This window comes from Sphingomonas sp. 179-A 2A2 NHS (genome assembly GCF_045371305.1).
GTDB lineage: Bacteria > Pseudomonadota > Alphaproteobacteria > Sphingomonadales > Sphingomonadaceae > Sphingomonas.
On sequence record NZ_JBIQDE010000004.1, the window covers coordinates 450,983 to 466,088 of the forward strand.

At 65.7% G+C, this 15,106-nt stretch carries 17 protein-coding genes; 5 read left to right on the top strand and 12 right to left on the bottom strand.

Annotated elements, in window-relative coordinates:
* Positions 1-58 precede the first annotated feature (58 nt).
* Genes ACH0AE_RS11675 through ACH0AE_RS11710 form a run of 8 tightly spaced genes read right to left on the bottom strand, consistent with a single transcriptional unit; the run spans position 59 to position 5,645 of the window.
* Positions 59-538, bottom strand: a complete 480-nt coding sequence (locus tag ACH0AE_RS11675; RefSeq protein ID WP_294441563.1) for an RNA pyrophosphohydrolase — start codon at positions 536-538, stop codon at positions 59-61.
* A 1-nt stretch (position 539) separates the two neighbouring features.
* A complete protein-coding gene (locus tag ACH0AE_RS11680) occupies positions 540-1,352 on the bottom strand; it encodes an RNA methyltransferase (protein ID WP_294441561.1) in 813 nt (270 codons plus the stop codon).
* A gap of 6 nt (positions 1,353-1,358) precedes the next feature.
* Complete coding sequence (locus ACH0AE_RS11685) at positions 1,359-1,628, bottom strand: HPr family phosphocarrier protein (RefSeq protein ID WP_294441560.1); 270 nt, start codon at positions 1,626-1,628, stop codon at positions 1,359-1,361.
* Complete coding sequence (locus tag ACH0AE_RS11690) at positions 1,625-2,038, bottom strand: PTS sugar transporter subunit IIA (protein WP_294441632.1); 414 nt, start codon at positions 2,036-2,038, stop codon at positions 1,625-1,627. The genes ACH0AE_RS11685 and ACH0AE_RS11690 overlap by 4 nt, the downstream gene beginning before the upstream one ends.
* Positions 2,039-2,055: 17 nt before the next feature.
* The gene (gene rapZ / locus ACH0AE_RS11695; protein ID WP_294441559.1) at positions 2,056-2,967 is read right to left on the bottom strand and encodes an RNase adapter RapZ; all 912 of its coding nucleotides are present in this window, start codon (positions 2,965-2,967) and stop codon (positions 2,056-2,058) included.
* A complete protein-coding gene (locus ACH0AE_RS11700) occupies positions 2,964-3,383 on the bottom strand; it encodes an HPr kinase/phosphorylase (RefSeq protein WP_294441557.1) in 420 nt (139 codons plus the stop codon). The genes rapZ and ACH0AE_RS11700 overlap by 4 nt, the downstream gene beginning before the upstream one ends.
* 20 nt (positions 3,384-3,403) lie before the next feature.
* Positions 3,404-4,972 carry a stimulus-sensing domain-containing protein gene (locus tag ACH0AE_RS11705; protein WP_294441556.1) on the bottom strand — a complete coding sequence of 523 codons (1,569 nt, stop codon included), beginning with the start codon at positions 4,970-4,972 and terminating at the stop codon, positions 3,404-3,406.
* Entirely contained in the window at positions 4,941-5,645 is a 705-nt protein-coding gene (locus ACH0AE_RS11710) for a response regulator transcription factor (RefSeq protein ID WP_294441555.1), read from the bottom strand. Before ACH0AE_RS11710 ends, ACH0AE_RS11705 begins: the two co-directional genes overlap by 32 nt.
* A 133-nt stretch (positions 5,646-5,778) precedes the next feature.
* On the opposite strand from ACH0AE_RS11710, the gene ACH0AE_RS11715 reads away from it, so the two are divergent.
* Together ACH0AE_RS11715 and ACH0AE_RS11720 are read left to right on the top strand one after the other, a co-directional pair.
* Positions 5,779-7,386 carry a phosphoenolpyruvate carboxykinase gene (locus ACH0AE_RS11715; RefSeq protein WP_294441553.1) on the top strand — a complete coding sequence of 536 codons (1,608 nt, stop codon included), beginning with the start codon at positions 5,779-5,781 and terminating at the stop codon, positions 7,384-7,386.
* 52 nt (positions 7,387-7,438) lie between these two features.
* A complete protein-coding gene (locus ACH0AE_RS11720; RefSeq protein ID WP_294441551.1) occupies positions 7,439-8,542 on the top strand; it encodes a mechanosensitive ion channel family protein in 1,104 nt (367 codons plus the stop codon).
* 17 nt (positions 8,543-8,559) lie between these two features.
* Here the strand turns inward: ACH0AE_RS11720 and ACH0AE_RS11725 are convergent, their stop codons facing one another.
* Together ACH0AE_RS11725 and ACH0AE_RS11730 are read right to left on the bottom strand one after the other, a co-directional pair.
* Positions 8,560-8,985, bottom strand: coding sequence for an NfeD family protein (locus tag ACH0AE_RS11725; protein ID WP_294441550.1), 426 nt, complete (start codon positions 8,983-8,985; stop codon positions 8,560-8,562).
* The gene (locus tag ACH0AE_RS11730; protein ID WP_294441548.1) at positions 8,982-9,959 is read right to left on the bottom strand and encodes an SPFH domain-containing protein; all 978 of its coding nucleotides are present in this window, start codon (positions 9,957-9,959) and stop codon (positions 8,982-8,984) included. The genes ACH0AE_RS11725 and ACH0AE_RS11730 overlap by 4 nt, the downstream gene beginning before the upstream one ends.
* Positions 9,960-10,096: 137 nt before the next feature.
* On the opposite strand from ACH0AE_RS11730, the gene guaB reads away from it, so the two are divergent.
* From guaB to ACH0AE_RS11745, 3 genes are read left to right on the top strand one after another with little or no spacing between them, the layout of a single operon-like run.
* The gene (guaB, locus tag ACH0AE_RS11735) at positions 10,097-11,554 is read left to right on the top strand and encodes an IMP dehydrogenase (protein WP_294441546.1); all 1,458 of its coding nucleotides are present in this window, start codon (positions 10,097-10,099) and stop codon (positions 11,552-11,554) included.
* 6 nt (positions 11,555-11,560) lie between these two features.
* The gene (locus ACH0AE_RS11740; RefSeq protein ID WP_294441545.1) at positions 11,561-12,733 is read left to right on the top strand and encodes an RsmB/NOP family class I SAM-dependent RNA methyltransferase; all 1,173 of its coding nucleotides are present in this window, start codon (positions 11,561-11,563) and stop codon (positions 12,731-12,733) included.
* A gap of 33 nt (positions 12,734-12,766) precedes the next feature.
* A complete protein-coding gene (locus tag ACH0AE_RS11745; protein WP_294441544.1) occupies positions 12,767-13,270 on the top strand; it encodes a tetratricopeptide repeat protein in 504 nt (167 codons plus the stop codon).
* Positions 13,271-13,285: 15 nt separating this feature from the next.
* Here the strand turns inward: ACH0AE_RS11745 and rsmA are convergent, their stop codons facing one another.
* Together rsmA and pdxA are read right to left on the bottom strand one after the other, a co-directional pair.
* Positions 13,286-14,104: a 16S rRNA (adenine(1518)-N(6)/adenine(1519)-N(6))-dimethyltransferase RsmA gene (gene rsmA, locus ACH0AE_RS11750; RefSeq protein WP_294441543.1), complete on the bottom strand. Its 819-nt coding sequence runs from the start codon at positions 14,102-14,104 to the stop codon at positions 13,286-13,288.
* Positions 14,101-15,099: a 4-hydroxythreonine-4-phosphate dehydrogenase PdxA gene (gene pdxA, locus ACH0AE_RS11755; protein ID WP_406875755.1), complete on the bottom strand. Its 999-nt coding sequence runs from the start codon at positions 15,097-15,099 to the stop codon at positions 14,101-14,103. The genes rsmA and pdxA overlap by 4 nt, the downstream gene beginning before the upstream one ends.
* Positions 15,100-15,106 lie beyond the last annotated feature (7 nt).

A 15,106-nucleotide genomic window follows, 5' to 3' on the forward strand; every position in this document is an offset into this window, starting at 1 on the left:
CGTCTGTCAGTTATGTAATCCGGCCGCGCCGATGAAGCACATGGGGGCGGGGCGTGGCTCAGCCAAGATGAGCCGAAAATGCGGCGAGGACCTCGCGATAGAGAGCGCGCTTGAACGGCACGATCAACGCTGGAAGATCCTTGGGATCGGCCCAGCGCCACGCACGAAATTCGGGATGCGCGGTCGCGATGCGGATATCGCCATCGGTGCCCGTGAAGCGAAACAGGAACCAGCGCTGGATCTGGCCACGATATCGCCCCTTCCACACCTTGCCGATCAGTTCGGGCGGCAGATCGTAGCGGAATTGTCCAGGCGCCTCGGCGATCAGTTCGACGTCGTCGGGCGTAATTCCGGTCTCTTCGCCCAGTTCACGAATGGCAGTAGTCAGCGGCTCTTCGCCGGGGTCGATCCCGCCCTGTGGCATCTGCCAGGCCTCAAGCGTCGTATCGAGCCGCTGCCCGACGAACACCTGACCGGTTCGATTGAGCAGCATCACGCCAACGCACGGGCGATAGGGCAGGTCGGCAGGATCGGTCATCTCAGCATCCCTCGGTGGGCCGGTGATGGGCCAGCACTTCATAGGCCATCACTGCGGTTGCGACGGCAGCGTTAAGGCTGTCCGCCTTGCCCAGCATCGGCATCTTCACCAGCAGGTCGCAGGCATCCTCCAGCTCCCGCGGCAGGCCCTGTGCCTCGTTGCCGGTGAGGAGGAAGGTCGGCGCGACATAGGGCGCACTGCGGTAATGATTGTCGGTGCGAAGGCTCAGGCCGACAAGCTGGCCGGGCCCGCCCCGCAGCCACGGCAGAAACATGTCCCACGTCGTGCGCACCAGCGGCACGGTGAACAGCGCGCCCATGCTCGCGCGGACGGCCTCGGTGGAGAAAGGGTCGACGCTGTCGCCGATCAGGATGAGGCCGCCTGCACCCACTGCGTCGCCGGTTCTCAGGATCGTGCCGAGGTTACCCGGATCGCGCAGCCGTTCCGCCACCAGCCAGATCGGGCTCGTCGAGCGGTCCAGCGCCTCCAGCGATGTGTCGAACGTCTCGAACGCACCGACCACCGCTTGCGGATTGTCCTTGCCGGACAGTTTGGAGAGGATCGCCTCGCTGGTCTCGATAGCCTCCCCGCCACGCGCTTCTACGGCCTCGATCAGCGCCTGCACCAGGGGATGACGCGCGCTTGCTGCCGCGAAGAACAGAAACTGCGGCACGCGACCGGTTTCGCGCGCTTCCGTCAGGATACGCAGCCCCTCCGCGAGAAACAGGCCTTCTTCACGGCGGTGTCGCTTGTCTCGCAGCGCTTGGACGCGCTTCACGAGCGGATTGGAAAAGGCGGTAATCGTACGGGGCATGGGCCCTCAATCTTCGCCGAACTTGGCCTCGACGAGCTCGCACATCGTCGCCACCACCGCGTCAGCACCGTCACCCTGCGCACTGATGGTGATCGTGTCACCCTTCGCGGCGCCGAGCATCATCAGCCCCATGATCGACGTGCCCGTAACCGCGGATCCGCCTTTGGACACCTGCACCGGGATCGGCTGCTGGGTGGCCAGAGTCACGAACTTGGCGCTGGCACGCGCATGAAGACCGCGCCTATTCGCGATCAGCACCTCGCGCGATACCGTCACGCAGCAGCCTCGCCCACGCCAAGCACCTCGGATGCGACGGAAATATATTTCCGCCCTGCCTCGCGCGCGGCAGCAACGGCGGCAGCGACGCCCAGCTTGCGGCGTGCGGACTCTAGCCGGATGAGCATCGGCAGGTTGATACCAGCGATCACCTCCACCCGCCCGCGCTCCATCAGCGAGATGGCGAGGTTCGATGGCGTGCCCCCGAACAGATCGGTCAGCACGATCACGCCGCGGCCGGCATCCACCTCGGCGATCGCCGCGCGAATGTCGGCGCGGCGCGCCTCCATGTCGTCGTCCGGCCCGATCGCGACCGTGCGCACCTGCTGCTGCGGGCCAACGACATGCTCCATCGCGGTCACGAATTCGTCGGCCAAACGGCCATGCGTCACGAGCACCAGCCCGATCATTTGCGTCGTCAATTCACTCATTGCCCGTCAGGCCGTCCCTCGAGCGCATCGTGCGGCACTGCCGCGAGATCACGATGTACGACGGTGGGCGAAAATCCCGCCGCGCGCAACCGTGCCGCGACCCGTTCGGCAACATGCACTGACCGATGTCTCCCGCCGGTACAGCCGAAAGCGATGTTTATATATGATTTTCCTTCCGCCCGATACCGGGGCAGGACGGACAGCAGCAGGTCCTCAATCTTGCCGATCACCTCCTCGTAAGCAGGGTCATCCGCCACGTAGGCCGCAACGTCATCGTCGAGACCGGTGCCTGGCCGAAGCTCTGGGTCCCAATGCGGATTGCGCAGGAATCGCATATCGAAGACGAGATCGGCGTCAGGCGGCAGCCCGCGCGCGAAACCGAACGAGCAGACGGAGATCGTCGGTTCCCCAACGCCCGGGCGTGCGTAATCGGCGCGGATCCGCTGTGCGAGCTCCGAAGCGTTGTAGCGGCTGGTATCGATCAAGCGTGGGGCCCAGCGGCGCAGTGGTTCGAGGAGCACACGTTCCTGCTCGATCCCTTCCCGCGCCGGTCGGTCCAGCGCGAGGGGGTGGCGCCGCCGAGTCTCGTCATAGCGACGTGCCAACTCGTCAGGCGCGCAATCGAGGAACAGCGCGCTGATCTCCTGCTTTCCCGCGGCACGGACACGCTCGACCTGCTCGATGATCGCACTTGGCACGAAATCGCGCGTCGTTGCGCCACTGCCGATTGCAAGTGGCCGGACTGGCCCCTCGCGGGGCACTGGTTCGGCACGCAGCAAGCGATCGAGCAAAGACAAGGGGAGATTGTCGACCACCTCCCAGCCGAGGTCCTCCAGCGTCTTCAACACCGTGGATTTGCCTGCACCAGAAAGGCCGGTGACAAGGAGGATATCCGGAAGCCGATTCATGGCAAAGCGTACCTAAGCGCTAATTCGACGAGCAGCGGCGCGGAAGCAGGACGTGGGTTGAGCGCAACCCGGCGAATGGCGATACCTGCGATGGTCATGGTGGATGGCTCCGGCATCCGCGGCACGTCTGTGCCAAGGTCCACGGTGAGCGCCACCGGCACATCATCAACATGGCGCGTCTCGACAATGCCCAGCCCGCGCACTTCGATCCGTCCGGCGATGGTTGCCGGCGCCGAGGCCACCAATGTGTCACCGTCTCGAGACAGATTGGTATAATCATCCGCCACCAGCGTCGCGCCGCGATCGATCAGGCGCAACGCGAGGTCGGACTTGCCTGCACCCGAAGGCCCAACGATCATCACCGCGCGGCCCTCGATCGCCACGGTCGAGGCATGAATCGTCTCGCGCCCATCCAACGCCTCAACTCCGGCCTTACTTAACCTCGATCGCTGAGCGGCAATCGTACCACGAAGCGGGCACCACTCAGCCGATCCTCGCGCGACTCGACGTCGATCGTGCCCTGATGCCCTTCGACGATCGTCCGCGCAATCGCCAGCCCCAGTCCGGAATGCTGGCCGAACCGCTCGTCCGTCGGGCGGATCGAGTGAAAGCGCCGGAACACCGCCTCGCGTGCCTCGGGCGGCACGCCCGGGCCTTCATCCTCGAAGCGAAGCTCAAGCATGCTGCCGCGCCGGATCGCCGCCACCGAAATCAGGCCGCCGTCGGGAGAGAAGGAGATGGCGTTATCGAGCAGATTCTCGAACACCCGCTCCAGCCGCGCTCCTTCCCCCGGCACGATCATGGGAAGCTGCTCGTCGCGATCGAAGCGGAGCCGCACGCCGCGTTCCACACCGCGCTCCTCGCGCTGGCGAAGCAGGCCTTCCAGCATCTGGCCTATATCCACCGGCTCGAACTTCGCGCGGCTCAGTTGCGCGTCGAGCCGGGAGGCTTCCGAGATGTCGCTGATCAAGCGATCGAGCCGGACAACGTCGTCCCGCACGATGGCGAGTAGCCGATCCTGCAAGACCGGATCGCTTACACTGCCGAGCCCGTCCACCGCGGAGCGGAGCGAGGCGAGGGGGTTTTTCAACTCGTGAGTCACATCTGCGGCAAAGGCTTCGGTCGCATCGATCCGCGCCCGCAGCGCCAGGCTCATGTCTGACAGTGCCCGGGCTAGCATCCCGATCTCGTCGCCTCGCTCAGGAAGGCGCGGCACCACCACCTCGCGCGCCCGACCCAGCCGAACGCGAACCGCCGCGCGGGCGAGGCGTCGCAGCGGCCGTACGATGGTGCGCGCCAGGAACAACGACAGGAGGACTGATACGACTGCAACGACCAGTAGGACCACGCTCAGCCGAAACCGCTCGACGCGCACCGTCTGTGTAATGTCCCGCGCGTTCACGGTCGTCAGCACGACCGGCCCGAACCGCTCCAGCGGTGCAGCAGCGGTGATCACTGGGGTGCGATCCGGCGCCCGCCAGATCGTACTCGACGTGCCGCCGGCGCGCACTTCGTTGATGTCGGGCCAGATCAACCCGTTGCGTCGCTCGCGGTACAGCGGGGGGCGTGCAGCGCCGACGACCGTGTCTATCACCGCATCTAGGAACCGTGCCGCTTTCTGGTCCAGCCCGTCCTTGTCCGGATCGCGCAGCACGAAGTTGCGCTCACCCAGCGCTCTGCTGTCGCTGATCAGTCCGCCGTTCGGGTCATAGAGCCTCACGCGGGTCCCGCTGTCGCGGGCCATCCGGAGGATCAGCGCGTCGCGCGCGTCTGGGGGAACGGCTTGCAGTGCTTCCGCGATCAGCCGCGCCTCGCGCATCGCCTGAGCGGCGCGATTGTCCAGGATGCGGGTCCGGTACGAATCAAGATAGAAAAAGCCACCGGCCAGCAGCAGTAATGCAAAGATGTTGACCGCAAGGATGCGCCGGGTGAGTGAGACCCGGCCCGACCAGCGAAGCGTGAGGTCGGAGCCCTCACTCCTCGGAGAAGCGATATCCGGCGCCATACAGGGTTTCGATTGAGTCGAACTCCGGATCGACCTCCCGGAACTTGCGCCTCACCCGCTTGATGTGGGAGTCGATCGTTCGATCATCGACATAGATGTCGTCCTGGTAGGCGGCGTCCATCAACTGGTTTCGCGTCTTCACGATGCCTGGGCGCTGCGCCAGAGTCTCCAGGATCAGGAATTCCGTCACCGTCAGCGTGACGGCCGCGCCCTTCCACGTCACGCGGTGACGGGCCGGGTCCATGGTCAGCCGACCACGCTCGAGCGGCGGATTGGCTTCTGACTGTCCCGGGTCAGCGGCATGATTCAGCTCCGTGCGCCGCAGGATCGCCCGTATCCGCGCAATCAGCAGCCGCTGGCTGAATGGCTTGGCGATATAATCGTCCGCCCCCATCGCCAGGCCCAGCGCTTCGTCCAGTTCATCATCCTTGCTGGTCAGGAAGATTACGGGGATTCGGCTGCGCTCCCGCAGCCGGCGCAGCAGTTCCAGCCCGTCCATTCGCGGCATCTTGATGTCGAATATCGCCAGATCGGGCGGGTTTTCGGTCAGCGCCTTCAGGGCCGTCTCGCCATCCGAATAGACGCGTGTCAGAAACCCTTCGGCCTGCAGCGCGATGGACACGGAGGTCAGGATGTTGCGGTCGTCGTCGACGAGCGCGATCGTTGCCGTCATGGGGCGAGGGTAGTCGAAAGCCGGGACGCGCTCAATGCCGTGGTTGTTTGACGAGGTGGCACCCCGCCGATATGCGATCCGTCAAGTCGCATTCGTGCGAGAGTAGAGAACCACAAAAGTTAGGGGAAAATAAGTGAGCGATCGAATTCCCGACGCAGGCCTCGAGACGCAGGGGATCGAGACCCGCGCGACGCTCCACTGGAATCTCGTCACCGCGCGCCTGGTTGAGGCGGCCGTGGCGCGAGGCGAGGGGAAGCTGTCGGCGGACGGTCCGCTGGTCGTGGAAACCGGCCCGCACACCGGTCGCTCCGCGCAGGACAAGTTCATCGTGAAGGATGCCGAGACGGAAAACACCGTCTGGTGGGGCAAGTCGAACAAGGCAATGGAGCCGGCGCATTTCGCCGCGCTGAAGGAAGATTTCCTCACCTGCTTGCGTGAGAAGGAAGATCTGTTCGTCCAGGATCTGTTCGGCGGCTCGCAGCCCGGCCACCGCGTCCGCGTCCGGGTGATCAACGAGCTCGCGTGGCACAATCTCTTCATCCGCACGATGCTGGTTCGCCCGGAAGAGAGCGAGCTCAAGAATTTCGTCGCTGACTACACGATCATCGATCTGCCGAGCTTCCGTGCCGATCCGGCGCGCCACGGCTGCCGCAGCGAGACGGTGATCGCGGTCAACTTCACCGAGAAGCTGATCCTGATCGGGGGCACGAAGTACGCGGGCGAGATGAAGAAGTCGGTCTTCGGCCTCCTCAACTATCTCCTCCCGCCGACCGGCGTGATGCCGATGCACTGCTCGGCCAACATGGGCGCGGACGGCTCCACCGCCGTGTTCTTCGGCCTGTCGGGCACTGGCAAGACCACGCTGTCGGCCGACGCCAGCCGCACCCTCATCGGTGACGACGAGCACGGCTGGTCCGACACGGCAGTCTTCAACTTCGAAGGCGGCTGCTACGCCAAGATGATCCGTCTCTCGCCCGATGCCGAGCCAGAGATTTTCGCGACCACCAAGCGCTTCGGCACGGTGCTGGAGAACGTGGTCATGGACCAGGTGACCCGCACGCTCGACCTCGATGACGCGAGCCTCGCGGAGAACAGCCGCGGTGCCTATCCGATCGACTTCATCCCGAATTCGTCGAAGGAGAATATGGGCGGCGTCCCGAAGAATATCATCTTCCTCACCGCCGATGCTTATGGCGTCCTGCCGCCGATCGCCAAGCTGACTCCTGACCAGGCGATGTACCACTTCCTGTCCGGCTATACGGCGCGCGTTGCCGGCACCGAGATTGGCGTGACGGAGCCGGACGCGACCTTCTCCACCTGCTTCGGCGCGCCTTTCATGCCGCGCCACCCGTCGGTCTACGGCAATCTCCTCAAGGAGCGGATCGCCAAGGGTGGCGTCGATTGCTGGCTGGTCAACACCGGCTGGACGGGCGGCAAGTACGGCGTCGGCCATCGCATGCCGATCAAGGCCACGCGTGGGCTGCTTAACGCGGCGCTCGATGGCAGCCTCAACGACGTCGAGTTCCGCACGGATCCGAACTTCGGCTTCCGCGTGCCCGTCTCGGTGCCGGGCGTCGATGCATCGATCCTCGATCCACGCGAAACCTGGGCCGACAAGGCAGCCTATGACGCGACGGCCGCGAAGCTCGTCGACCTGTTCAACGACAATTTCGCGCAGTTCGCCGATCACGTCGACCAGGGCGTGCGCGACTCGGCACCCAAGGTGGCGCAGCCTGCCTGATCCGGTGGCCGGCGCGCGGAACCAGCGCGCCGGCTCCCGTCTTTGAGCGCTCATGAACTTTGACTGGAGCGAGGTGAGCCGCTGGGAAGTGCCGGCGGCGATTACGAACCTGGCAATCGTCGCAGCGGCCATCATGGTCGCGCTCCTGTTCCACGCGGTCATGCATGCGATCGCGACACGTATTGCCGTGCGTACGCCCGACTCGATGGACGATGCCGCTCTGGCTTTGTCGCGGCGTCCGCTGCGCTGGATCGCGGTCGCCATCGCACTGGCGGCCACACGACGTTTTCTGGAGCTTCCCAAGTGGGGCAACGAGCTGTGGCAACTCGCCGCCGGCCTGATCGTGCCCGGACTGATCGGCTGGCTGCTGATCACCATCGTCCGTGTGTATGTTCGGGCGGTCGAGATTCACTACGACATCTCAGTTGCGGATAATCTGCGTGCCCGTCGGCGCCGGACCCGGGCCGCGATCCTGGGGCGGATCGTAGTTATCGGTATCGGCGTGCTGACGATCGCGCTGATGCTGCTCTCCATTCCCAGCATTCGCAGCATCGGCATCACGCTGATGGCGTCGGCCGGCCTTGCGGGTCTCGCGGTCGGTGCGGCCGCACAGCCAGCGCTCAAGAACCTCATCGCAGGCGTGCAGCTTGCGTTCACCGAGCCAGTGCGGATCGACGACGTGCTGATCATCGAAGGCGAGTGGGGTCGGGTGGAGGAGATCCGCCTCACCTATGTTGTCGTCGCTCTGTGGGATGAGCGGCGGCTGATCGTTCCCGTCTCACGGTTCCTCGAGATGCCGTTTCAGAACTGGACGCGAAACACCAGTCAGTTGCTTGGCAGTGCCTTCTTCTGGCTGGATCCCACCACTGACGTCGCTCGTCTGCGGGCGAAATACGAAGAGGTCGTACGTGCCAGCCCACATTGGGATGGTCGCGGCTTCGCGCTTCAGGTCACGGATACGAAGCCGGATGCAATCGAGGTTCGCGTCCTCGCCACCGCCAAGGACGCGCCCACCGCGTTCGACCTTCGCTGCGACATGCGCGAAAAGATGCTTGCCTTCATCCGCGACGAGATGCCGGAGGCTTTGCCGCGCCGCCGTATCATCGCTGAGGACGCAACCACGAGGAGTGAACCGGCTGAAGCCGCGGAACTGTAAGGCTACGCCCGGCCCCGCTACAGCGGCTCCACCGACACAATCCCGCCAGTTACCTTCGCCACCCGCATTCGCGCTCCGGCTTCCGCATCCGGTCCGGACGCCGGCCACTCGCTATCGCCCACGCGCACCCTGCCGGAGCCGGCCACGATCGGAACCGAGACGGTGACGATCTCGCCGGCCATCCGGGCCGCGCGGTCGTTCAGTAGCGGGTCGCTCGTCTCCACCGGATAATCCACATACCAGCGCCGCCCGATCAGCACTGTCACCACGCTCCAGACGGCGAAGGCGCCAAGTTGGGCGACCAGCGGGAGGTCGGCCAGCGCCAACAGCGCGACACCGACCACTGCCGCGGCGATGGCGAGGAAGATCAGGAACACACCCGGCACCAGCAATTCCGCGATGCCTAGGACCACGGCAACTCCCAGCCAGAGCAGCGGCGTCATTGCGGCCTCGGCTCCCGCACGCGCGGAACCTGCGGCGTCGCGCCAGCCGCACTTGCCCCTGTCGCAGCATCGCCAAGCGCGCTTTTCGCCAGTTCACCGATGCCGCCTAGCGTACCGATCAATTGGGTTGCCTCGACCGGGAACAGGATGGTCTTGGAATTGGGGCTGGTCGCGAACTTGCCCACCGCTTCGACGTATTTCTGCGCGATGAAATAGTTGAGGCTCTGCGTGCCGCCGGCCTGGATCGCATCGGACACCACCTGTGTCGCCTTCGCCTCCGCTTCTGCCCCGCGCTCGCGCGCCTCGGCGTCACGGAAGGCCGACTCGCGCCGCCCCTCGGCCTCCAGGATCCGCGCCTGCTTCTGGCCCTCGGCGCGCAGGATCTCGGACGCCCGCATGCCTTCCGCTTCAAGGATGTTCGCTCGCTTCTCACGTTCCGCCTTCATCTGACGCCCCATCGCATTGACGATGTCGGCCGGCGGGCGGATGTCCTTGATCTCGACGCGGGTGATTTTCACCCCCCACGGGGTCGTGGCGTGATCGACGACGCTCAGCAGCCGCGCATTGATCTCGTCCCGCTTCGACAGTGTTTCATCGAGATCCATCGATCCCATGACCGTGCGCAGGTTCGTCGTCGTCAACTGAAGCAGCGCGACGTGCATGTCGGATACTTCATACGCCGCTTTCGCCGCGTCGAGCACCTGGAAGAACACCACCCCGTCGGTGGAGATCATCGCATTGTCCTTGGTGATGATCTCCTGACCGGGGATGTCGATCACCTGCTCCATCATGTTTACCCGTCGGCCGACGCGGTAGAAGAAGGCAGGATAGAAGTTGAAACCGGGCGACGCCGTGGTCGTGTAGCGGCCGAAATGCTCGACGGTATATTGGTAGCCCTGGCGCACGATCTTGATGCTCGCCATCAGATAGAAAAGCACCAGGGCCAGGATTAGCGTGGCGGCGGTCAGCGCCATGGAAGAAGTCCTCTCCGGATGTGATGGCTCTCTGCGTATGCGGAAGCGTAGCAGGCAGGAGCAGGGGGGCCTAGCGGATTGCCGTCGCTGCGGTTACATGGCGCGCCACTTCCTGCGCGACACGGACACGGCACCTCATGGATATTCGCCTCGGCCTCACCTTCGACGACGTTCTGCTCGTCCCCGCCGCTTCCGAGGTGCTGCCAAGTGGCGCCGACACGCGGACGCGGGTGACCCGCGATATCGCGCTCAACATCCCGATCCTGTCCTCGGCCATGGATACCGTCACGGAAGCCGACATGGCGATCGTCATGGCGCAGCTGGGTGGCATGGGCGTGCTTCACCGCAATCTTACGGTCGACGAGCAGGTCGCCGCGGTGCGGCAGGTGAAGCGGTTCGAGAGCGGTATGGTCGTCAATCCGATCACCATCACGCCGCACTCCACGCTGGCGGAGGCGCAGGCGCTGATGGCGCAGCATCGGATCAGCGGCATTCCGGTGGTGGAGACGAACGGGAAGCTCGTCGGCATCCTCACCAACCGCGACGTGCGCTTCGCCGAAAACCCGCGGCAGCCCGTCGCCGAGCTGATGACTCGCGACAATCTCGCTACGGTCCGCATCGGCGTTGGCCAGGAAGAGGCGCGCCGCCTCCTTCACCAGCGCCGGATCGAGAAGCTGATTGTCGTTGATGACGAGTATCGCTGTGTCGGCCTCATCACGGTCAAGGACATCGAGAAGGCCGTCACCTATCCCGACGCGACCAAGGATGCCGCCGGCCGCCTGCGCGTCGCGGCCGCCACCACTGTGGGTGACAAGGGGTTTGAGCGGACCGAGGCGTTGGTTGACGCGGAATGTGACATCGTTGTGATCGATACCGCTCATGGCCATAACCGCGACGTGGCCCGCGCCGTCGAGCGTGTGAAGAAGCTGTCGAATTCGGTGCAGGTCATCGCCGGCAATGTGGCGACCGGAGCGGCCACCCGCGCGCTGATCGATGCCGGCGCCGATGGCATCAAGGTTGGCATCGGGCCGGGCTCGATCTGCACCACGCGTGTTGTCGCGGGTGTCGGCGTCCCGCAGCTCACCGCCGTCATGGACTGCGCCGAAGCCGCGCGCGAAAGCGGCGTACCCGTGATTGCTGACGGCGGCCTTCGCACTTCCGGCGATCTCGCGAAGGCGCTCGCCGCTGGCGCGGCCACCTGCATGGTGGGGTCGCTCCTGGCGGGTACGGAAGAAGCGCCGGGCGAAACCTTCCTGTATCAGGGCCGCGCCTATAAGTCTTACCGTGGGATGGGCAGTGTCGGCGCGATGGGCCGCGGCTCGGCCGATCGCTACTTCCAGGGTGATATCAAGGATCAGCTGAAGCTGGTGCCGGAAGGTATCGAGGGCCAGGTGCCGTACAAGGGCCCGGCGCGCGAGGTGATCCACCAGCTCGTCGGCGGCATCAAGGCCGCGATGGGCTACACCGGCTCGGCAACCATCGGGGATCTCCAGGAACGCGCCGATTTCGTCCGCATCACCGGCGCGGGCCTCAAGGAGAGCCACGTCCATGACGTGACGATCACGCGTGAGGCACCGAACTATCCGACGCGCTGACGGTCGATGACCCCGGCCGCACGGACCGAGGCGGCCATTGAGCTGCTGGACGCGATCATCGACTCTGCCCGCCAGGGCGGCGCCGCTGCGGACACGCTGATCACGCGCTATTTCTCCACCCGCCGCTACGCCGGGTCGAAGGATCGCCGCGCCGTTCGCGAACTCGTCTACGCCGCGATCCGCGCCTGCGGGGAGGTGCCACCCAGCGGTCGCGCGGGCGTGCTGCTGCTCGCCTCGCGCGATCCCGAGCTGGCCAGAACCTTCGACGGCTCCGCCCACGGCCCGGCGCCGATCCGCCCCGACGAAGCCCCAGCATCCGCCGGCATCGTCCCGGGCTGGCTCGCCGAGCGGCTGAAGGCCTCCGGTGTGCCAGAGGGCGAGTGGCCGGAGCTGGTCGACCGCGCCCCGCTGGACATTCGCGTCCGGCGAGACGTGGGTCCGACATTGATCGCGTCATCCATCCCCGGTGCCGTAGCAATCGATGGGTTGGGACACGCATTGCGCTTGCCCGCCGGCACTGATGTCACCGCCCTCGCTGGTCAGGTGGAGGTGCAGGACGCCGGCAGCCAGGCAGTCTCGCTTGCTGCCCAAGCTTCGCCGGGAATGACGGTGATCGATCTGTGCGCGGGAGCGGGCGGCAAGACGCTCGCGCTCGGCGATCAGATGGCGGGGCAGGGGCGGATAATTGCCTGTGACATCGATCGCGCGCGCCTGTCGCGACTTGCGCCGCGGGCGGAGCGTGCAGGCCTTACGATCGTGGAGACGAGGCTGCTTGATCCCGGCAAGGAAGCCGCTGCTCTGTCCGATCTCGCGGCCGCAGCCGACCTGGTGTTCGTCGACGCGCCCTGCTCCGGCACCGGCACCTGGCGGCGAAATCCCGAAGCGCGCTGGCGCCTCACTGCGGCGCGGCTTGCCCGCTATGCCGCGATGCAGGCGCAGGTTCTCGATGTCGCAGCGCCGCTCGTTCGGTCTGGCGGCGCATTGGTCTACGTCGTCTGCTCGCTGCTTGACGATGAAGGCGCCGCGCAGATCGACGCTTTCCTGTCCCGTCACGCAGGCTGGCGCGCTGAGCCGGTGCAACTCCCCTTCGGTCGCTCCCGCGGCCATGGCCTTCGGCTCACCCCGGAACATGATGGAACCGATGGTTTTTTCGTCGCGCGCCTTCTGGCCCCATGCTAATCGGACAGGGTCGTGCCGAACCTGGAGCCCTTGATGCGCTATACCTCCGTCGCCGTGGCCGCCGCTCTCACGATGGTCTCGATCTCGACCTCGCTGCACGGTCAGCGCCCGGACGACCAGATCGACGCAAAGTCGCTGGCGCTGCTGCAACAGGGCAAGGCCGCCAAGGCATCCGGCGATCTCGACGGCGCGACTGACCTTCTCGAAACGGCGGTTGCGGTCGATCCGCGCAATCGCCAGGCGTTCATCGTCCTCGCCGAAGTGGCAGAAGCCCGCGGCCTGCCGGGCAAGGCGATCCGGCTCTATCGCGAGGCTCTGGTGCTCGAGCCAAACGACATCAATGCGCTGAAGGGGCAGGGCGAGGCGCTCGTCGCCAAGGGCGCCGTCACGCGGGCGAAGGAGAACCTCGCCCGCGTCAAGGCGCTGTGCAAGACGGCGTGCCCGCAGGCGAATGAGCTTGCTGCCGTCATCGCCAAAGGCCCGCCGGTCACGACGGCGCAAGTCGTCCCGGCAAAGCCGACGACCGCGAAGGAGTAACCGCTCGGGCCCGGCTCAGGCGCTGAGGCGCCGGGCCAGCGCCACGAACTCGGGGACGCTCACCGTCTCCGCCCGCCGGGTCGGATCGATCCCTTCCGCTTCCAGCGCGTCGAGCGCACCGGGAACGCTGCGCAGGCTCTGGCGCAGCATCTTGCGCCGCTGGCCGAACGCCGCCGCGGTCAGGGCCTCCAGCTTGCCAAGCTTCACGCCTTCGGGCTGCGCGGTCGGTACGATGTGAACGACGGCGGACATTACCTTGGGCGGCGGCGTAAAGGCGGATCGATGCACCGGCATGGCGATCCGCGCGGTGCTGCGCCATTGCGACAGAACGGCCAGCCGGCCATAGGCGTCGCTTCCTGGCGCAGCCACGATCCGCTCGGCGACCTCGCGCTGGAACATCAGCGTCAGTGATTGCCACCACGGCAGCCAGGACGCCGACAGCCAACCGACCAGCAGCGCCGTGCCGATATTGTATGGCAGGTTCGCCGCAATGTGCGGCTTGCCGTCGAACAACGTCCGCGGGTCGATCGTCAGCGCATCGCCCTCGATCACCTTGAGCTGCCCGGGAAAGGCCTCGCCCAGTTCTTCGAGAGCCGGGATGCAACGCCGATCCCGCTCGATCGCCGTCACCCGCGCGCCCGCGCCTAGCAAAGCTCGCGTCAGGCCCCCGGGGCCGGGGCCGATTTCCAGCACTTCGGCGTCCGTCAGATCCCCTGGTATCCGGGCGATCCGCGCCAGCAATTGAGCGTCGAACAGGAAGTTCTGGCCAAGCGCCTTGGAAGCGCTCAATCCATGCCGCGCGATCACCTCGCGCAGCGGCGGAAGCTCGGTCACGATATGGCGCAGGCCGCGCGCTGCGACGCCGCTTCCCCGGCCATTCGTATTGCTGCTATCATCGCGCCCGGCTCCGCCCGGTTCTCGCCGGCGAGGTTGAACGCCGTGCCATGATCCGGCGAAGTACGCACGATCGGCAGGCCCAGCGTGATGTTCACGCCTTCGTCAAAGTGAAGCGTCTTCAGCGGCACCAGCGCCTGATCGTGATAGCAGCACATGACTGCATCGTAGTTCGCGCGCGCCCGCGCGTGGAACAGGGTGTCGGCCGCGAACGGCCCGACCGCATCGATCCCTTCTTCACGCAATTGCGCGATCGCCGGCTCGATTATCTCGATCTCCTCGCGCCCGATCGCTCCTGATTCGCCCGCGTGGGGGTTGAAGCCAGCAAAGGCGAGCCGCGGCTTTGTGATGCCGAAGTTGCGTTTCAGCCCGCGCGCCGTCACCTGTGCCTTGGCAACGATCAGCTCAATCGACAGCAGCGAGGATACCTGGGCTAGCGGAACGTGCGTCGTCATCGGAACAACGCGCAGCGTCGGCCCTGCCAGCATCATCACCGCGTTCTCTGGCGCCACGCCGCAGCGCTCCGCGACGAATTCGGTCTGTCCCGGATGGGTGAAACCGATCTCGTACAATTGCGCCTTGGATACCGGCCCCGTCACCAGCGCGCGTGCCGCGCCTGATCGCGCCAAGCCCGCCGCCAATTCCAGCGACTGGAGGGCACAGCGCGCACCCTCGACATCGGGATAGCCAGGCGTAATCTCGCCCGCATCCTCGACAGTCAGCACCGGCAAGGCATCGCGAAAGGCGTTCGAAGCTGAGTCCAGATCGTCGATCTTCGCGATCGGCCCGTTCCACACGCGCTCGATCGCCCGCGCATCACCCACGGCGAAGAAGGCCGGCAGTTCTGCCGCGTCACGCGCGGCCCAAGCCTTTGCGATGATCTCCGGGCCGATCCCCGCGGGATCGCCGATCGAGACGGCCAAAGGTGCAGTCACAATGATC